Origin of the sequence: Candidatus Amarolinea dominans (assembly GCF_016704685.1) — a bacterium.
Lineage (GTDB): Bacteria > Chloroflexota > Anaerolineae > SSC4 > Amarolineaceae > Amarolinea > Amarolinea dominans.
This window is the reverse complement of the sequence record NZ_JADIZS010000020.1, coordinates 100,623-118,117: the sequence shown is the minus strand read 5'-3', so window position 1 is coordinate 118,117 and position 17,495 is coordinate 100,623. Positions and strand designations below refer to the sequence as shown.

General features: G+C 63.3%; 19 protein-coding genes. 10 read left to right on the top strand and 9 right to left on the bottom strand.

All coding sequences use genetic code 11. The features are described 5' to 3' along the window. The 4 genes from IPF85_RS14615 to IPF85_RS14600 all read left to right on the top strand — a co-directional run. Positions 1-257: (Fe-S)-binding protein (locus IPF85_RS14615; RefSeq protein WP_343408815.1), on the top strand; the 257-nt coding region annotated here is incomplete at its 5' end. Between the two features lie 26 nt (positions 258-283). Then, entirely contained in the window at positions 284-1,114 is an 831-nt protein-coding gene (locus IPF85_RS14610; RefSeq protein WP_343408814.1) for a DUF2085 domain-containing protein, read from the top strand. A 118-nt stretch (positions 1,115-1,232) separates the two neighbouring features. Beyond that, positions 1,233-1,835 carry a Yip1 family protein gene (locus IPF85_RS14605; RefSeq protein ID WP_343408813.1) on the top strand — a complete coding sequence of 201 codons (603 nt, stop codon included), beginning with the start codon at positions 1,233-1,235 and terminating at the stop codon, positions 1,833-1,835. Positions 1,836-1,886: 51 nt separating this feature from the next. Further along, positions 1,887-2,606: a DUF4013 domain-containing protein gene (locus IPF85_RS14600; protein ID WP_343408812.1), complete on the top strand. Its 720-nt coding sequence runs from the start codon at positions 1,887-1,889 to the stop codon at positions 2,604-2,606. 202 nt (positions 2,607-2,808) lie between these two features. Here IPF85_RS14600 and IPF85_RS14595 read toward each other — a convergent pair whose 3' ends face one another. Then, positions 2,809-3,399: a Uma2 family endonuclease gene (locus IPF85_RS14595; RefSeq protein ID WP_343408811.1), complete on the bottom strand. Its 591-nt coding sequence runs from the start codon at positions 3,397-3,399 to the stop codon at positions 2,809-2,811. Between the two features lie 311 nt (positions 3,400-3,710). Beyond that, positions 3,711-5,141: a tRNA (N6-isopentenyl adenosine(37)-C2)-methylthiotransferase MiaB gene (gene miaB, locus IPF85_RS14590; RefSeq protein ID WP_343408810.1), complete on the bottom strand. Its 1,431-nt coding sequence runs from the start codon at positions 5,139-5,141 to the stop codon at positions 3,711-3,713. A gap of 224 nt (positions 5,142-5,365) precedes the next feature. Here miaB and IPF85_RS14585 point away from each other — a divergent pair, with 224 nt between their 5' ends. The 6 genes from IPF85_RS14585 to IPF85_RS14560 all read left to right on the top strand — a co-directional run bounded on the left by IPF85_RS14585 (position 5,366) and on the right by IPF85_RS14560 (position 9,078). Continuing rightward, positions 5,366-6,541, top strand: a complete 1,176-nt coding sequence (locus IPF85_RS14585; protein ID WP_343408809.1) for a PQQ-dependent sugar dehydrogenase — start codon at positions 5,366-5,368, stop codon at positions 6,539-6,541. Further along, positions 6,519-6,803, top strand: coding sequence for a hypothetical protein (locus IPF85_RS14580; RefSeq protein ID WP_343408808.1), 285 nt, complete (start codon positions 6,519-6,521; stop codon positions 6,801-6,803). The genes IPF85_RS14585 and IPF85_RS14580 overlap by 23 nt, the downstream gene beginning before the upstream one ends. A gap of 70 nt (positions 6,804-6,873) precedes the next feature. Then, positions 6,874-8,055, top strand: a complete 1,182-nt coding sequence (locus IPF85_RS14575; RefSeq protein ID WP_343408807.1) for an amidohydrolase — start codon at positions 6,874-6,876, stop codon at positions 8,053-8,055. Between the two features lie 42 nt (positions 8,056-8,097). Next, positions 8,098-8,469: a hypothetical protein gene (locus IPF85_RS14570; protein WP_343408806.1), complete on the top strand. Its 372-nt coding sequence runs from the start codon at positions 8,098-8,100 to the stop codon at positions 8,467-8,469. A 25-nt stretch (positions 8,470-8,494) separates the two neighbouring features. Continuing rightward, positions 8,495-8,815 (top strand): cupin domain-containing protein, encoded by a 321-nt coding sequence (locus IPF85_RS14565; RefSeq protein WP_343408805.1) that lies wholly within the window; start codon positions 8,495-8,497, stop codon positions 8,813-8,815. After that, positions 8,812-9,078 (top strand): cytochrome b5 domain-containing protein, encoded by a 267-nt coding sequence (locus tag IPF85_RS14560; RefSeq protein WP_343408804.1) that lies wholly within the window; start codon positions 8,812-8,814, stop codon positions 9,076-9,078. Before IPF85_RS14565 ends, IPF85_RS14560 begins: the two co-directional genes overlap by 4 nt. A gap of 75 nt (positions 9,079-9,153) precedes the next feature. Here IPF85_RS14560 and IPF85_RS14555 read toward each other — a convergent pair whose 3' ends face one another. The 7 genes from IPF85_RS14555 to IPF85_RS14525 all read right to left on the bottom strand — a co-directional run bounded on the left by IPF85_RS14555 (position 9,154) and on the right by IPF85_RS14525 (position 17,281). After that, the gene (locus IPF85_RS14555; protein WP_343408803.1) at positions 9,154-9,945 is read right to left on the bottom strand and encodes a hypothetical protein; all 792 of its coding nucleotides are present in this window, start codon (positions 9,943-9,945) and stop codon (positions 9,154-9,156) included. Positions 9,946-10,070: 125 nt separating this feature from the next. Next, positions 10,071-10,838: a triose-phosphate isomerase gene (gene tpiA / locus IPF85_RS14550; RefSeq protein WP_343408802.1), complete on the bottom strand. Its 768-nt coding sequence runs from the start codon at positions 10,836-10,838 to the stop codon at positions 10,071-10,073. 37 nt (positions 10,839-10,875) lie between these two features. After that, positions 10,876-12,048 carry a phosphoglycerate kinase gene (locus IPF85_RS14545; protein WP_343408801.1) on the bottom strand — a complete coding sequence of 391 codons (1,173 nt, stop codon included), beginning with the start codon at positions 12,046-12,048 and terminating at the stop codon, positions 10,876-10,878. A gap of 133 nt (positions 12,049-12,181) precedes the next feature. After that, positions 12,182-13,198, bottom strand: a complete 1,017-nt coding sequence (gap, locus tag IPF85_RS14540; protein ID WP_343408800.1) for a type I glyceraldehyde-3-phosphate dehydrogenase — start codon at positions 13,196-13,198, stop codon at positions 12,182-12,184. A 108-nt stretch (positions 13,199-13,306) separates the two neighbouring features. After that, entirely contained in the window at positions 13,307-14,680 is a 1,374-nt protein-coding gene (locus IPF85_RS14535; protein WP_343408799.1) for a gluconeogenesis factor YvcK family protein, read from the bottom strand. Between the two features lie 171 nt (positions 14,681-14,851). Next, the gene (murJ, locus tag IPF85_RS14530) at positions 14,852-16,186 is read right to left on the bottom strand and encodes a murein biosynthesis integral membrane protein MurJ (protein ID WP_343408798.1); all 1,335 of its coding nucleotides are present in this window, start codon (positions 16,184-16,186) and stop codon (positions 14,852-14,854) included. Between the two features lie 105 nt (positions 16,187-16,291). Continuing rightward, entirely contained in the window at positions 16,292-17,281 is a 990-nt protein-coding gene (locus IPF85_RS14525; protein ID WP_343408797.1) for a tetratricopeptide repeat protein, read from the bottom strand. Positions 17,282-17,495: the final 214 nt, after the last annotated feature.

Sequence of the window (17,495 nt, the reverse complement as noted above, 5' to 3'; positions counted from 1 at the left end):
CCTTTGCGCTCAATCTGCCGGAAGTATCGGCTTCCATTCTTGACAGCCATGTGCAGCACCTTGAGGCCAGCGGCGCGGATGTGGTGGTCACCTGTGACCCCGGCTGCCTGCTGCACCTGAACGGCGGACTGGACCGCCAGGGCTGCCGGGTGCGGGCCGTTCACCTGGCCGATCTGCTGGCTGGCCGAGTCACACCTGCGCCTGCGCCCGCAGCGGCGAAGGTGGTCAAACCCAAGCTGCGCCCGCGCCCCTGGTAGATCAACGCCCGTTTGGAGACAAAACGATGACCGTCACGCCTACTTCCTGGCAGCCTCCCGACCCGTCGCCTCCTGACACGCGCCGCGACTGGCTGCTGCTCGCTCTGGCTTTGATCGCAATCATCGGCATCACTCTGTTGGCGCCGGGCGGTCTGCTCGACAAGGCCGACAAGGTGGGCTATGCCGTCTGCCACCGCATCACCATACGCTCTTTTCTCATCGGTGAGCGACAGATGCCGCTGTGTGCGCGCTGCACCGGGCAATACCTGGGCGCGGTTGCCGGCCTGCTCTACCTGCTCCTGCGGGGACGGGCACGAGCCAGTGAGCTCCCGTCACCGTCCGTGCTGACGGTGCTCTTGCTCTTCCTGGGCATCTGGGCCTTCGATGGCGTCAACTCCTACCTGACGCTCTTTCCGGGCATGCCTCACCTGTACGAGCCGCACAACATCCTGCGCGTCAGCACTGGGCTGCTGCAGGGCTTCGCGGTGGTCAGCCTGGTGTGGCCGGTGTTCAACCTGACCGCCTGGGCGCAGCCGGACCCGCAGCGGTCGCTCGACCATGTGGGTGAGCTGGCCTCACTGGTGGGCATCGGCGCGCTGCTGGTGCTGGCGCTGCAGAGCGAGGTGGAAGCCATCCTGCTGCCGTTAGCGATCGTCAGTTCCCTGGGCACCGTGCTGATGTTGACCCTGGTGTTGACGGTGATGGTGCTGCTGGTTCTGCGCCGCGCCAATCGCGCCACCCGTTGGCGTCACCTGCTCATGCCGCTGGCGGCTGGCCTGGCCACCAGCCTGACCCTCATCGCCCTCATTGACAGCGCCCGCGCCAGCCTGACCCGTGCGCTTGGACTGCCCTTTTAGGAACGGGCGCTTGGGTTGCCAGGCGCGTCGAAGTTTGTTATAATCCGTCAAGTAACTTGCTATCCCCACGCGTCTCCCCAATTTCTTTTTTCTCATCACGTGCGTAGGAGGAATTGTCATGATTCAGGGTGTCAACTTCAGTGAGATGATCAGTCAGAGCATCAAAGTGCTCACGCAGCCCCGTACTGAGACCTTCGAGGAGTTCGAGAAGCATGGCGGTCAGCGTGAGGCGTTGACCTACGTTGGCGTCGCGGCCGGCCTGGCCGGCGTCGTCGCTTTCATCGTTGGTATCTTCAGTGGTCCACTGGTCGCCATTATCGCCCTCTTGGGCGCGCTGATTGCGCCGCTCTTGAGCTTCTTCGTCTTTGCCTTTGTGATCAATTGGATGGGTAAGCAGCAGGGCGGCACCGGCACCCAGGACGAGGTGTTCTACACCTGCTCCCTCTACACCGCGCCCATTTTGGCTGTCACCGGCATTGTGGGTAACATCCCGGTCCTCGGCTGCCTCTTTGCCCCTGTCAGCCTGGTGCTGGGACTCTATCAGCTCTATCTGGGTTATCTGGCCACGCGCGCCAGCATGAACCTGGACCAGAACAAGGCCATCATCACCGTCATTGTGGCCATCGTGGCCCAGTGGATCGTCTTCGCCGTCATCGGCGTAATTGTTGCGGCCATCGCCATCAGCATGGGCGTGGCCTCAGGCGCCATTTCAGCACAATAACCGCCCTGGCAGAATGCTCTTGCCACGGACAAGACCGACAAGGAGGATCCATTGGACATTCAGAAATCGCTTACCTTCCAGATCGAAGATGAAAACTGGACCAACAAGGTGCTCGTTGGCGCGGTTATCAGCGCCGTTCCCATTCTGAGCCTCGCAGCTACCGGCTATGGGCTGGACGTGGTCAAGAATGTGGTCGCGGATGAGGCACGGCCCTTGCCCAGCTGGGACAACCTCGGTAACCAGTTTGTGCGCGGCTTGGTCTACGTGGTCGGCGTCTTGATCTACTTCTTGCCTTTGTTCATCATCGGCTGTCTGTTTGCGGTCGTGGGCGGCGGTCTGGGCGCGGCCATGGGTGATTCGCAATCAGCGCAGGATTCGTTCGGCGCATTGCTGGGCGGCGGCGGCATCTTGTTCGTCTGCCTGACTCTGTTCTACTCGCTGGCCGTGCTCGTCATCCTGCCGGCAGCGACGGTACGCTTTGCTCTCACCAACCAGTTGAGCGAGATGTTCAAGTTCAAGGAACTGTTCGCTGACATCCGGCGCAACGTTTCTGGCTACTTGACCGCCATCCTGGTAGTCGTCGTGGTTGGGATCGTGTTGGGGATCGTCGTCTCTGTGGTGAGTGGCATCCTGGCTCTGATCCCGATCTGTGGGTGGATCGCCGCCTGGATTATCAGCGCCGCGGCCAGCTTCTACGTGCAACTGGTCGCCAGCCATATGTGGGGTCAGTTCCACCGCGACGCCCGCGCGGCCGGTACGGTCACGCTGTAGACGTATCACGCCACAAATAGAAAAGGACGCCAGCCCATCAAGGTTGGCGTCCTTTTCTTTTGAGTCCTTTTCAAGAGGCGCCAACTTTTGCGGAGTTGGCGCCTCTCATCCCCGGCGTTTCGCTTATGCCAACTCCCCGCGCAGCCGCGCCAACTCCGCGCGCAGCCTGGCGCTCTCGGCCTCGGCCTCAGCCGCACGCAGGTCAGCCACCTGCCCGCCCGCCGCACAGACCCCTCCTCGGCCGCGCTGTTCGGCCCGCTTTCGCCTCGACCTCGGCCGTCCGCAGATCAGCCAGCCGCGCCGCAGCTTTCGCCTGCTGACCGATCTCGAAATCGCTCAGCAGCCGCTCGCCGCTTTCCACCGAATAGAACTGCAAACGATTTTCCTCATCCAGCGCCAGGCGCAGCCCCAAGAGGGGGCTGACGTACTCCGGCGACTCGCCCTCGCCGGGCAGAAAGATCAGGTCGCCCAGGTGCATCTCGCCGTTGTCCGGCTGCATCGGCGCGAAACTGTCGCCCACGCGTTGAAATGCAACCAGCGGTGGTTTCAGATAGTCGCTCGTTGGATCGTAGAGATAATACTCCTCCACCCCCAACTGCGCGTACAGACGCATCTTGTCCTTCATGTCCTCGCGCCGCGTGGACTTGGACGTCACCTCGAAAACCACCTGCGGCGCCTGGCCTTCTTCCCACAACTTGTAGATGGGCCGCAGCCGCGCTTCCACCCCCCACACCACGAAGCAGTCCGGCGCGACCGATTTGCGCGGATTCCACTGCTCGTAATAGATGAGCAAGTTGCCGCTGACGTAAACCCGCTGCCCGCGAAGAAACGCTGCAGCAGATGAATGATCCAGAACATAATCTCGCGGTGCAGGTCAGATTCGGCCATCGGTTTGCCATCACTTTCTGGGTAGACTGTCACATCCGCGGCCATCGCCAGCGGGATACGTTGTCTGATCGTCATAGTCATCACCTCACGCGCAACAGGGGCTGGGAGCGTACCTGAGAGTTGCCAACTTTGCAGGGTTGGCAACTCTCGTCTTCGGCGTTTGGCTCATGCCTTGGGTGCCTATTGTACCACAAGTTGTAGCACAAACAACGGAGTTCAGGCGAACAAGGGCACAGGCGCCAGGATGATCGGCGCCCAGGAGTCGGCCGCGGCCAGGGCGCCCTGCATCGAGTAGGCGCTGGCCCAGGTGATGCGCACCGTCGCCAGTTTGCCGCGCCAGTCGCCGGCATCCTCGAAGAAGACCAGTTTGTTCTGGCGTGAGCGCCCGCGCCATTTGCCCTTGTGCTGATCCTCCACCAGCACCTCCACCGTTTCACCGAGCAGTCGCCGGTTCTTCTCGCCCTGGATGCGCTCCTGCAGGTCTTCCAACGCGTGCAGGCGCCGATGTTTTTCCTCGTCAGGCACATCATCCACCATGCGCCGCGCGCTAACGGTGCCGGGACGCGGAGAATAGCGCGCCAGGTGCGCCTTGTCCAGTTCCAACTCCGCCAGCAGGTCGTAAGTGTCCTGGAACTGCGCCTCGCTCTCGCCTGCAAAGCCCACGATGACATCGGTGTGAATCGCCACATGCGGGATGCGCTCCCGGATACGCTGGATCAACGCCCGATAGTCAGCCACCGCATAGCCGCGCTTCATGCTCGCCAACACCTCATCATTGCCGGCTTGACACGGCACCTCGATGTGCTCCATGACCTTCGGCAGATCGCGTACCGCTTCGAGAATACGGTCGCTCATGTAATTCGGATGGCTGGTGAGAAAACGGATGCGCTGCAAGCCCTCGACCTCGTGTACCGCATAGAGCAGATCGGCCAGGTCGGGAGAGGGTGTGGAGAGCGGACGGTTGTCGTAGCCGTAGCGGTCCACAATCTGACCGAGCAGCGTGACTTCACGCACACCCTGGGCGACCAGGCCGCGTACCTCGTCCACGATTTCGTGAATGGGACGGCTGCGCTCGATCCCGCGGCGGAAGGGGATGATGCAGAAGGTGCAGGCGTGCGAGCAGCCGTAGACGATGGGGACATGGGCCGCAATGGGCGCCTGGCCGTGCGCAGAAATGTGCTTGACACTCTGCCAATGCGTGGTCGCCACGGCTGTGGTCCCATCTTCATCCTGCACGTGGTAGCGGCGGGCCAGTTGCCCGGCTTCGATGGCGGCCAGCTCCTCGGCCAGCCATTGATTGCGCAGATGATCCACCAACGGCTGTGGATCAGAGGGCGACAGCAGGACATCCACATGGGGAAAACGTTTGAGCAGTTCGGGCGCGGGCTTGACGCCGACCAGGCACCCCATTAGGGCGATGGTGGTATCCGGGCGCTTCTTCTTCAGCGGCTTCCAGGCCCACAGCTTGCCGACTGCCTTCTCCTCGGCGCTGTTGCGCACGACACAGGTGTTGATGACGAGCACATCGGCGCTCTCCTCCTGGTCCGTAGGCACGTAGCCCAGGCGGTCAAGCTCGGCGGCCACGTGACCGCTATCGGCCACATTCATCTGACAGCCGAATGTGTGGATATGATACGTTTTGGACATCGGTTCCTCCCATGGTGACCGGCGTGCAACCGGGCAGGGAAATCGGCGGTCAAACCGACCGCGTGGGGGTTGAAATTGTAGCAGGCCGCGTAGCTTTGTCAAAATGGCTGGCGTCCGGTATCATCCCCGTGTTTTGGGAATCTTAGCGCTGGTGTTGCCTGGCCGTCTCATGCCGTGAGCCTGGCCGGCACGCACCGTGCTTCAAGCAATGACTGGAGATCATGATGTTCTACCCAATTTACGATGCTATCCACCCCCTGACCCGGCGACAGCAGCGCTTCACGTCGCGCCTCGTGGTCCTGCCCTTGTTGGTTTTTGGCATCAGCCTGACGTTGACGGCCTGCGGCGGCGCTCAGACGCCTGCGCCCACAGATACGCCCGCACCTGTGGCAACGGCACAGCTACTCCCGACCGCGACGGTCATGGTTGCAGCCACGGTTGCGCCCACTGTCGTTGCCACAGCCGACGTTGCGACGCCGCTGCCGCCGGCCACCCCTGCTGCGCCGCCGGCTGCTACCGCGACAACCAATCCCCTACCCATGATTGCGGGGCGCCTCAACGACCTGACGCTGGGCCTGCAAACGCTGATCACAGGGCTGGACGAGCCGGTCTTCATCACGCACGCCGGGGATGGCAGCGGCCGTCTGTTCATCGTGGAGAAGCGCGGCGTCATTCGCATCTGGCAGGGAAACCAACTGCTGGAACCGCCTTTCCTTGACATTGTGAGCCGTGTGGGGAGCAATTCCAGTGAGCAGGGCCTGCTGGGCCTGGCCTTCGCGCCCGATTTTGCCAGCAGCCGCCTCATCTTCGTCAACTACACCAACCGTCAGGGCGACACGATCGTCGAACGCTATGGCGTCACCGATGACCCCAACCGCGCCGACCCGGCCAGCGCATTTCGCATTCTGCGCATTGATCAGCCGGCGCCCAATCACAACGGCGGCATGGTTGCGTTTGGGCCTGATGGCAACCTGTGGATCGGCGCCGGCGACGGCGGCGGGGCCAATGATGTTTTCAAGAACGGACAAAACCCCCGCGCGCTGCTGGGCAAAATGCTGCGCCTGGATGTGATGAGCGATCTGAGTAAGCCCTATGTGACGCCGGCCGACAATCCGTGGGTCAGCCAAACCTGGAACGGTCAGCGCGTGGCGCCCGAGATCTGGGCGCTGGGCCTGCGCAATCCCTGGCGCTTCAGCTTTGACCGGGCCACGGGAGACCTGTGGATCGGCGATGTGGGTCAGGACGCTTACGAGGAGATTGATCGGGTTGCGGCCGAGCAGAAGGGCTATCCCAACGGCGGGCTGAACTTTGGCTGGCCGCTGATGGAAGGCCTGCCATTGTTTCGAATCGGGATCGGGGTGCAACCGGCAAGGATTGGTGCTGCCGGTCGCCGAGCATGACCACAGCGCCGGCAACTGCTCCATCACCGGCGGTTACGTCTATCGAGGGGCTGCCATCCCTGCCCTGGACGCCGTCTACTTCTACGGTGATTATTGCAGCGGCAGCGTCTGGGCGCTTGTCGGCGCCAGCGATCGCATGCAGCCTCCGGTCAGTGTCTTTGCCACCGATCTCAACATCAGCTCGTTTGGCGAAGACGAAACCGGTGAACTGTATGTGGCGGACTTGGGCAGAGGCACGGTTTACCAGCTCGTCAAGCCGTGAGATTATTGGATTTTGATCTTGCGCCCGCGCCATGCTACAATGAGGATATCTGCTACCTGGAGAGGGCCGGATGTCTGACTTTTGCACGCAAGCCGACGCGATGCTTGCCCAGTTGATCGCCTGGCGACGCGACTTTCATCAGCACCCCGAGCTTGGCTTCCAAGAAACGCGCACCAGCAGCATTGTGGCCGGCCATCTAAACGACCTGGGCATCGAAGTACAGCAGGGCGTCGGGCGCACCGGCGTGGTCGGCATCGTAGATGGCGCAGGCGACGGACCGACGGTGCTGCTGCGTTTTGACATGGATGCCTTGCCGATTCAGGAGATCAGCGACGCGCCCTATCGCTCGCAGCACGCGGGTGTCATGCATGCGTGCGGGCATGACGGCCACACTGCCATCGGCCTGGGCGTGGCGACGCTGCTCAGCCGGCAACGCCAGCGCCTGTTTGGCCGTGTCAAGCTGATTTTTCAGCCGGCCGAAGAAGGCCTGGGCGGCGCCATGGCCATGATCCAGGACGGGGTCTTGCAGCAGCCGGCGCCAGACTATGCGTTCGGCCTGCATCTGTGGAACCAGTTGGCCTTTGGACAGGTTGCGATTCAGGCCGGCCCTCTGCTGGCCGCGGCTGACGAATTCAGCCTGACGATCATCGGCCGCGGCAGTCATGGCGCGATGCCTCACGAGGGCATTGATGCCGTCGTGGTGGCGGCGCAGGTGGTGATGGCCCTGCAGACCATCGTCAGCCGCCTGGTTGATCCCACGGAGACCGCGGTGCTGACCATCGGCACCATTCACGGCGGCCAGGCATTCAACGTGCTGGCCGGTGACGTCACGATGACCGGCACCGTCAGAACCTTCGATGCCAACATTCGGCAGCAGGTGTGGCAGGGCATCGAAACGCTCGTGCATGGCATTTGCCAGGCCTATGGCGCCACCTTTGCGCTGCAGCAGGCGGGCTGCGCCGCGCCGGCAACGGTCAACGATCCCCGCGCAACCGCAACCATGCGGCAAGCCGCGCAGGCGCTGGCAGACGCAACCCAGGTCACGCCGATCAAGCCCCTGATGATTGCCGAAGACATGAGTGAGTTTCTGCAGCGCGTGCCGGGCTGCTTTGCCCTGTTGGGCGCCGGCCCCCACCCGCATCCGCATCACAATGCGGGTTTCGACTTTGACGAACGGGCATTGCCCGTGGGTGTGGCCTTACTGTGCGAGACGGCCGCGCTTGTGCTGAGCCAACCAGTCAGCCCTGATTGAAAGCCAGACTGCAGGGACGAATTCACCAGAAGGAGACCCATTGTGCAAGAGATCGAAGGCTATTTTATTGACCGACAGGGACAGCCTGTCGCAGAGTGTAGCGTGGAAGTGGTGGCCTGGGAAGGCGAAGTGTTGGCCGCCACCACCGCGTTATCCGACCATTTTACGTTGCGTATCCCCAATGCATCGCCCAACATTCCGGTCTACTTCCGCATTCACACCATGACCAATCGCGCCCTCAGCACGCATCACGAGATTGACTCGCCCGGCCTGATCTTGCCGGCCTCGGAGCAGAAAATACGTCTGTTCCTGGCCGCGGCGCGCAACGCGCTGGATCCGCAGCCGCTGGATTCGACGCGACCGGCCTGGGTGATCTTGCAGATGCCGGAAAAGATGGTCAAGCGAGTAGGTTAGCGCATCTTGTCTCTGGTACACAACCATGTCAAACTTCATCAAACCATTAGGTCACGCTGCCAGCCGGGCAGAGAAACCGTTCAAGCACACGTTTTTCCAAAGCCCGCGCCTGCTGGTTGGCCTGAACTGCCTCGATGCCGGCCAGCGCCAGGGCCTGCACGAGCATGTGCATCAGGATAAGTTTTACCTGGTGCTCGAAGGCCAGGGCGCGTTCACCATCGGCGAGAGGACGGTCGTCTGCGGCCCAGGCGAGTTGATCCTGGCGCCGGCCGGGATTTTGCACGCGGTGACCAACGACGGCCCGGCGCGGCTCTCGTTCATCACCGCGCTCGCACCGGCGACATGACCCTGAACGCCGGGCATGAGAGCGAACTGCAGTTCAGCGCGATGGAATTGCGTCGCTTCGACGGGCAAGCAGGACGGCCAGCGTACATCGCCTACGACGGAGTGGTCTATGATGTAACCCACTCGACCCTCTGGCGCGACGGCATGCACAGAAACCTGCACTACGCCGGTCTTGATCTCACCCGTTCGCTGCGCAAAGCGCCGCACGATGCGTCCGTTTTTGCGCGGCTGCGCCGGGTGGGTCTCCTGCAACCGGAATTCTGAGCCGCCCCAGCCAGCGCCATGCCTCCCGCATCTCCGTAGCGCCGAATTTATCCGGTATCTCCCGCGCCGAGCCGCTCAACGCCCCCGGCGCCGGCTTGAATTTCTTGATGATTCGAACACCACGCGCTGACCGCGCAACGTGCTCAGCACGAACTCCAGCGCAATGATCAACATCCCGCAGCCGATGTCCACCACCAGCGTAAACGTGAACGCCTCCGCCAGCACCAGCAGCACGGCGTTGATCGCGGCCAGCCAATCAGGCGCCAATTGCGGCGTCCAGCCGGCAATCAGCGCCAGGCAGATGAGCAGACCGCCAAACATCAGCACCGGGCGCACCGGTTCGGTGTCACTGGGGCTGGGGAACATCGCGTTGCTGATGGCAAACGTCAGGTAAAGCCACAGCCAGGCATCAGACACACCGAGTACGGCGATCAGCCCTTGCCACGCACCGCTCCAGCCTTCCTGGGTGATGCCTTGCACCATGCCGGTCAGGTCAAAGACACGGGTGCCGAGCACGAGCACGCCGAGGCTGCCCAAGAGAAAAGGGGCCATACCCACCACGCTGTCAGGCAGATGACCACCTGAAGTGACCGTCACCGAACCCAGGCGGATGTGTTTACCGCGGCGCCTGGGGTAGAGGTCCGGCGGCTTGACTTTGAGGCCGAGCAGTTTCGCCACCAGCCAGTGGCTCAACTCGTGGACGAGAATGCCAGGAAAGAGGATTGCCCACAGCGCGACCACCGCGCCGTCGGCGTTACCGGCGATCAACCAGCCGAGGGCCTGAATGTGGCTGCTGATCCAGCGGGCCACGATCCACAGGGCCGCCAGTGAGCCAATTGTCCAGAGCAGTGGAATCCAGTCGTTCACGCGTCACCCCTCCCCGGTCTTGTTGTGTGCGCCATTGTAGCCAGGATCAGGCGCACGTGCAAACAGGTGAGCAGGCAAAGAAAAACCGGGTTCTTTTCATAAGAACCCGGTTTCGGCCAGAGCGCTTAGCCGCGCACGTTGGCGGTGATGCGGATCATTTCGATGAAATCCTCCGCCTTGAGGCTGGCGCCGCCCACCAGCGCGCCGTCAATATCGGGCTGCTGCATGTACTCCGCCATGTTCTTAGCATTGGTGCTGCCGCCATACTGCACGCGCAGCGCCTGCGCCACCGTCTCACCAAACAGATCGGCCACCGGGCCGCGCACGCTGATGCTGATGATCTGATTGGCCGCGGCGCCGGTGGCAGCCTTGCCGGTGCCAATGGCCCAGATCGGTTCGTAGGCAATGACCAGGCCGGCCACCTGCTCAGCGCTCAGCCCGGCCAGCGCGCCGTTGACCTGGCCGCGCACCACGGCGTCGGTAGCGCCGGCCTCGTACTGCTCCAGGTTCTCGCCCACGCAGACGATCGGAATCAGGCCGTGCGCCAGCGCTGCCTTGATCTTGCGGTTGACGCTGGCGTCCGTTTCATCAAAGTACTGGCGCCGCTCCGAATGTCCCAGGATGACATACTGGCACAGTTCGGCCACCATGTTGGGCGCCACCTCACCGGTGAACGCGCCCTTCTCTTCCCAGTAAAGATTCTGTGCGCCCAGGCCCACCCGTGAGCCGTTCAGCGCCTGTTTGACCGACGCCAGCGCCGTGAAGGGCGGGCAGACCACGCTGGTGACGGCCGGGATCTCATCGAGCAGGGGGCGCAGGCTGTTGACTAAGGCCACCGCCTCCGCCACCGTCTTGTTCATCTTCCAATTGCCCGCAACAATCGGTTTACGCATACTTTTTCACCTCAACGAAAAACGAACTGCGCAACGGCTAAAGGTCCAACAGCGCTTCCACGCCGGGCAGTTGCTTGCCTTCCAGGAATTCCAGGCTGGCGCCGCCGCCAGTGGAGATGTGGGTCATCTTGTCGGCCAGCCCCGCCTGCTCGACCGCCGCGGCCGAATCGCCGCCGCCGATGATCGTGATTGCGCTCAGGCCGGCCAGCACCTCGGCGATGGCAAAGGTGCCAACCGCAAAGCGTGGAAACTCGAAAACGCCCATGGGGCCGTTCCACACCACCGTCTTGGCCGGCAGCAGGGCGTTCTTGAAAAGCGCCACGCTGGCCGGGCCGATGTCCAGCACACGCCAGCCGGCCGGAATGTTGGCGACGGGCATAGTCTGGCTGGCAGCGGCGGGATCGAACTTGTCGCCGATGACGACATCCACAGGCAGCAGCAGCTTGCTGCCGGCGCGTGCGATCAGGCCGCGCGCCATTTCCACGCTGCCCTCTTCCACCAGGGAATCGGCCAGATCGAAGCCCTGCGCCTTGAGGAAGGTGTTGGCCATACCGCCGCCGATCAGCAGCGCGTCCACTTTGGTCAGCAGCGCCTCGATGACGCCGATTTTATCCGAGATCTTGGCCCCGCCCAGGATGGCCACGAACGGCCGCTGCGGCTTGTCCAACGCCTTGCCCAGGAAAGCCAGTTCCTTTTCCATCAGAAAACCGGCCACCGCGGGCAAGAAACGCGCCACCCCTTCGGTGGATGAATGGGCGCGATGGGCCGAGCCAAAGGCATCGTTGACGAAGATGTCGCCCAGCCGGGCCATCTGCCGGGCCAGTTCCAAATCGTTCTTCTCTTCGGTCGGATGGAAACGGGTGTTTTCGAGCAGGAGCACCGCGCCCGGCTTGAGTGCAAACGCGGCGGCCTCTGCGGTGGGGCCGACGCAATCATCGGCAAACTGCACCGGCCGGCCCAACAGTTCGCTCAAGTGTCCAACCAGCGGCTGCATGGTGTACTTGGGATCAGGGCCGCCCTTGGGGCGCCCCAGGTGCGACATGAGCACCAGCGCTGCGCCGTGGTCGAGCAGGTAAGTCAGCGTGGGTAACGCGGCCCGCATGCGGGTATCATCATTGACCGCGCCATCTTTGATGGGCACGTTGAAATCAACCCGCACCAGCACGCGTTTGCCGCTCACCTCGATATCACGAATCGTCTTTTTGTCCATGGTCTGTCCTCGATAAACACCCGGCGGGTTCGGGGACCCGCCGGGAATACAAACTCAAGCGCAACGTCGTCCGGCCGTAAGTCACGCCTGCGGCGTGACAACGCCCTCCGCGACCTATCACGCCCCGCTTAGATCAGAGGCCCTTCTGCATCAGCATGTTGCACAGGTCCGCCACACGCATGGAATAGGCCCACTCGTTGTCATACCAGGCCAGGACCTTGGCCAGGTTGCCGCCGAGCACCTGGCAGAACTCGGCGTCCACGATACTGGAGCGTGCATCGCCCTTGAAGTCCATGGAAACCGGTGAATCCTCACTGACGCCCAGGATACCCTTGAGCGAGCCAGCTTCGGCCGCCTTGAACGCGGCGATCAGATCGGCCGTGGTGGTTTCCTTCTCCAGGAGGCAGACGAAGTCCACAACCGACACCGTGGGCGTGGGCACCCGCAGCGACATGCCATCGAACTTGCCCTTCAGCTCAGGGATCACGAGCGACAGGGCGCGGGCCGCGCCGGTGGATGTGGGGATGATGTTCAGCGCGGCGGCGCGAGCGCGGCGCAGGTCTTTGTGCGGCAGGTCCAGGATGCGTTGATCGTTGGTGTACGAGTGAATCGTATTCATCAGCCCTCTGACGATGCCGAAGTTGTCGAACACCACCTTGGCCGCCGGGGCCAGGCAGTTTGTGGTGCAGGAAGCGTTCGAGATGATGTGGTGGACGGCCGGATCGTACTTGTCCTGGTTGACGCCCAGGACGATCGTGATATCCGGACCGGTGGCCGGCGCGCTGATGATGACCTTCTTGGCGCCGCCGTTGTTGCGATGGACGGCCGCCTGTTCACCCTTGGTGAAGACGCCGGTAGATTCAACGACGATTTCGACGCCCAGGTCCTTCCACGGCAACTGGGCGGGGTCCTTCATGGCAAACACCGTCACCGGCCTGCCATCCACGATGAGGGCATTGTCGCCCACTTCCACGGTGCCATCGAACTTGCCGTAGTTCGAGTCATACTTCAGCAAGTGCGCGTTTGTCTTGGCGTCGAACAGGTCGTTGATCGCCACAACTTCGAGCGTTTCGCCGTAAGTGTCGCGCAGTGCCTTGAACACCTGGCGTCCGATACGACCAAAACCATTGATGCCGATACGAGTCTTCATGCAGATTCCTCCCTGCAAAGTCTGTTGCCGTTGCCGGCTGCAAATAATCAATACTGAACACAAGAATAGCCAGGGTGTGACCTGGCTACATGGCCGCTGATTGCCACTTCAGCGTAATTGTACCACAGTGGGCGCTGGCACGCTATGATTTAGGGCAGTTTTTTCCGCACGAGCTTGCGAATTGGTGAGCTGCGCGTAGATCTGCATGATCGCGCTGGCCAATAGCTCGCTGTCATGCCGCCACGGGCGCTGCCGATCAACCAGGTCTGCCAGGTAGACTGAAACGCCGGGCAGGTCATCCGTTGGGGGAGTGACCCATTCGAAATGGGCGGTCGGCGCTGGAATTGGCATGCGCGTGTTATTGTTGGCCAGAACATGCATGAAAACGCCCTCACCCACATGCCGATTGAGCGACTCGACATGCTCACCCACCCCAAAACCGGCTGTTTCGCCGGGCTGAGTTGCCACATTGCAGATGTAGATGCGCGGCGCCTGTGCGGCCTTCACCGCGCGCGCGATACCATCCACCAGCAGGTTGGGGAGCACACTGGTGAACAGGCTGCCCGGCCCCGCCACGATCACATCGGCATCGAGGATCGCCTTGACGGCCGCGGGGTACGCGCGCGCATCCTCGGGTTGCAGGAATACGCGTTCGATGCGCTGACCTAAGCCAGGAATGGCCGATTCGCCTTGCACACGACGCCAGCCCTCGGCGCCATCCTCCAACTCCTCACGCAGATCGGCGCACAGCGTCACATCCTGCAGCGTCGAAGGGATCACCTGCCCGCGCACCGCCAGGACCCGGCTGGCCTCGGCCAGGCCGCTCTCGAAGCTGCCGGTGATGTTGGTCATCGCGGCGATGAACAGGTTGCCAAAGGAATGGCCGTTCAGCCCCATGCCTTCACTAAACCGGTATTCGAAGAGGCGGGTGGTGAGGGTTTCGGCGTCGGAGAGCGCCGCAATACAGGCTCGAAAGTCGCCAGGCGGCGGCAAACCCAGTTCCTGGCGCAGACGGCCAGAGGAGCCGCCATCATCGGCCACGGTGACGATCGCGGTGATGTTATCGGTGTACTTCTTGAGTCCTCGCAGCAGTGTGGACAACCCGGTGCCGCCGCCAAAGGCCACCACTTTAGGCCCACCCCGGCGCCGGCGGTGTTGATAGACAATGTCGGCCACATGGCCCTGCCCAGGGCGCAAGAACGGCTCGACCAGGGCCTGACTCAACTTGTAGAGGGCCAGGCCGATCAGCCCAAGCCCCATGCCGGAGAAGACCAGCGCGCGCAGCGGGCGGTCTGCGAACTGCAACATGCCAAAATAGACGATCGGTGAAAACGTATGACTGTCTGCGGCACTGCGGATGAGAATAGCGAAGCCCAGGCTGAGCACAATACTACCGAGCATGAGCAATAGCAGCCAGCGCTTGACGTGCATTCCGGGAACGAGCCACTTGAGGTGCGAGCGGCGACCATTACTTGATGCCATGAACGGAGGATTCCTTCCAGTATTGCCAATCACAGATGCTCATCCGGCAAGACCAGCCGTGAGCGTCACACAATCCTATCAACCCAACCCATCGTTGTCTCCTGCACAAAGTGCGCCGGGCAACCTTTCCTGATTATAGCCCATAACCGGTAAAGGCCAAAAAGAGCAGGGTCAGAGGGCGGAGGTCAGCCGCCTGCGCAGCACAAAAGATAGGGCCAGCACCTCGGCCGTCACCGCGATGGAGTTGGCCAGGGCCAGACCGCCAAAGCCCAGCGGCCCCATCAGCAGCAGGCCCAGCACGATGTTGACCAGCGCGGAGGCTGTTGCCAGCAGCAGGGGTGTGAGGGTGTCCTGGCGGGCGAAAAACGCACGTGCGACCAACTCCAGGCTGGCGTGACCCACCAGCCCCAGCGCGTAGAAGCGCAGCGCCACGTAAACGGCCTCCGTGCTGCTGGCATCGAACGCGCCGCGCTGGTAGAGCAGTTGCAGCAGCGGGCGCCCCAACACGATCAACCCGACCGCCGCGGGCACGGTCAGCGCCACGACGACGCGCAGAGATTGACTCAGCGTGCGCCGCAGTCCGGCCAGATCGCCCCGGGCGGCCAGTTCGGCCAGGGTGGGAAAGGCCACCAGCCCAAACGCCGTGCCGATGAGCGTCTCCGGCAATTGCATGGCGTCCCAGCCCCACTCCAGCGCGCTGACGCTGCCCGTCCCCAGGCGCGAGGCCAGGTTGGTCATCATGATGAGCGTCACGTGAAACACGCCCAAGTCAAGCAGGCGCGGCCCCAGCAGCCAGAGGACGTGGCGCATGGCCGGCGTGCGCAGATCGAGCACGGGGCGCCAGTGGAAGCCATAGTGCAGCAGCGCAGGAAATTTGATCGCCAGGTGCAGCAAGGCGCCGATCACCGCGCCCACCGCCAGCCCGCGCGTGCCCCACAGCGGGCCGAGCCACAACGCGCCGGCCACGATGCCCAGCGGATAGACGACCGGCGCCAGGGCCGGCAGCAGGAAATGCTTGAAGCTGTGCAAGACACTGCCCTGCACCGCACTGACACCAAAGATGACGGTGGAGACGAGCAGGATGCGCATCACCGCGGCGGTTTCAGCCTGCGCCGCGGGCGCAAAGCCGGGGGCAATCACCCTGCCGACTAACCACGGAGCCGCCAGGCCGGCCACGACCGCCAACGCGGTCACCACCAGCACCACCAGGTTGGTCACGGCGCTGGCGAGGCGCCAGGCGCCCGCGCGGTCGTCGGCAGCCAGGAAATCGGCAAACACCGGAATGAACGCAGTAGCCAACGCGCCCCCGGCCACGATGCTGAAGAGCAGATCGGGCAGCTTGAACGCCGCGTAATAGGCATCCAGGTCGGCGCCGATGCCGAATTGGCGCCCGAGGATGATGTTGCGCAGCAGCCCGGCGGCCGCGGCCAGGCCAAAGGCGGCCGCCACGATCAGGGTGTTGCGGGCAATGGATGCAAAAGGGGAGGCGGTTTTTCTGCTGGACATGATTCGTAAGACTCCATCTGGCCTGGCCGCGCAGCCTCGGCCGCGCCTTGCAGATTGACTTCGCGACGGTGGCCGTGACTTGCAGTCGCCCGTCCCCTGCCCGACTCAGGGCTTGAGCGCGGCTACGGCGGCCGCGTAACCCGGATTCAGCGCCACGGCCCGTGCAAACGCCTGGCGCGCGCCTTCCGGATCGCCCAGCGCGGCCAGCGCGCGCCCGCGCCAGTAGTGCAGTTCCTCCACATCGGTGGTGGTCCTGAGGGTGGCATCGGCCAGCGCCAGGACTTCCGCGTGGCGCCCAACCTCAGAATAGGCGGCAAACGGCCCAAACTGATACCACAGCATGCGCCAGGGCAGACCCAGTTGCCGCGCCTGATCGTATGCGGCCGCGGCCGCGGCAAACTGACCGAGGGCCGTGAGGTCGCTCCCCAGGTTGAACCAGGCGAACGCGTCCTGCGGCTGCGCGTCCACCGCGGCCTGCGCCAGGGCCAGGCCCCGTTGGCGGGCAAGCGCCTCGTCGGCGTCCGCGCCCAGGATGGCCGCCACCAGCGGCGCCTGCTCGTCCCGGTAGACCAGCAGATAGGTGTCATCGAAGACGCGCCATCGCGCTTCCACCTCCGCGTAGGGCAAGCGAATGCCCTGGTACGGGTCGCCTTTCTTAAGCCCCTGGCTGACGTACGAATCGTAAACGATCCACATCTGCTCGGCATCGTCATAGCCGGTCAGCAAGCGGTAGTGCCCCATGCCATCGTTGGGGTGCAGTTCCAGCCAGGTTTCGATCAGCACCGGCAGGCCGTTGCTCAGAAACAGGCGCAGGCGGTCCGCGTCGCCGTGGGTGCGCACCAGCGTCTGCAAGCCCTGAGACTGGGCAAAGGCGGCCATTTCGCCCAGGTTGACGTTCTTGTCCTCTGGGTTGGGGCGCAGCGTCCGGCGCAGATCCTCCTGGCGCAGCGGGCTGCCGAAGTAGCTGAGATAAAACGCCAGCGTGGCAGGGCCGCAGTTGTTCCAGGTCTGCCATTCGTGCCGCAGCCCGCGCAGCGCAACCTGCGGCGCAACCGCCTGAAACGACGGCGGCCGGGTTGGCGCGACGCGCGGCACAGTGGCATCCGTGGTCCAGGGCCAGGGGCGGCGCGGTGATGGCAGAGCGTGTGGCCGTGGCTGTGGGCTGTGGCGGCGCGGTTGTGATCTGCGCCGGCGGCGGGCGCGTGGCGACCCCTGCGGGCGTGATGGGCAGTGGCGTTGGCACCCACTGGGGGTGCGGGAGTGGCTCGCCGAACGTTGCCTGGGCGCGCCGCCATAAGCCCGTTGGCCC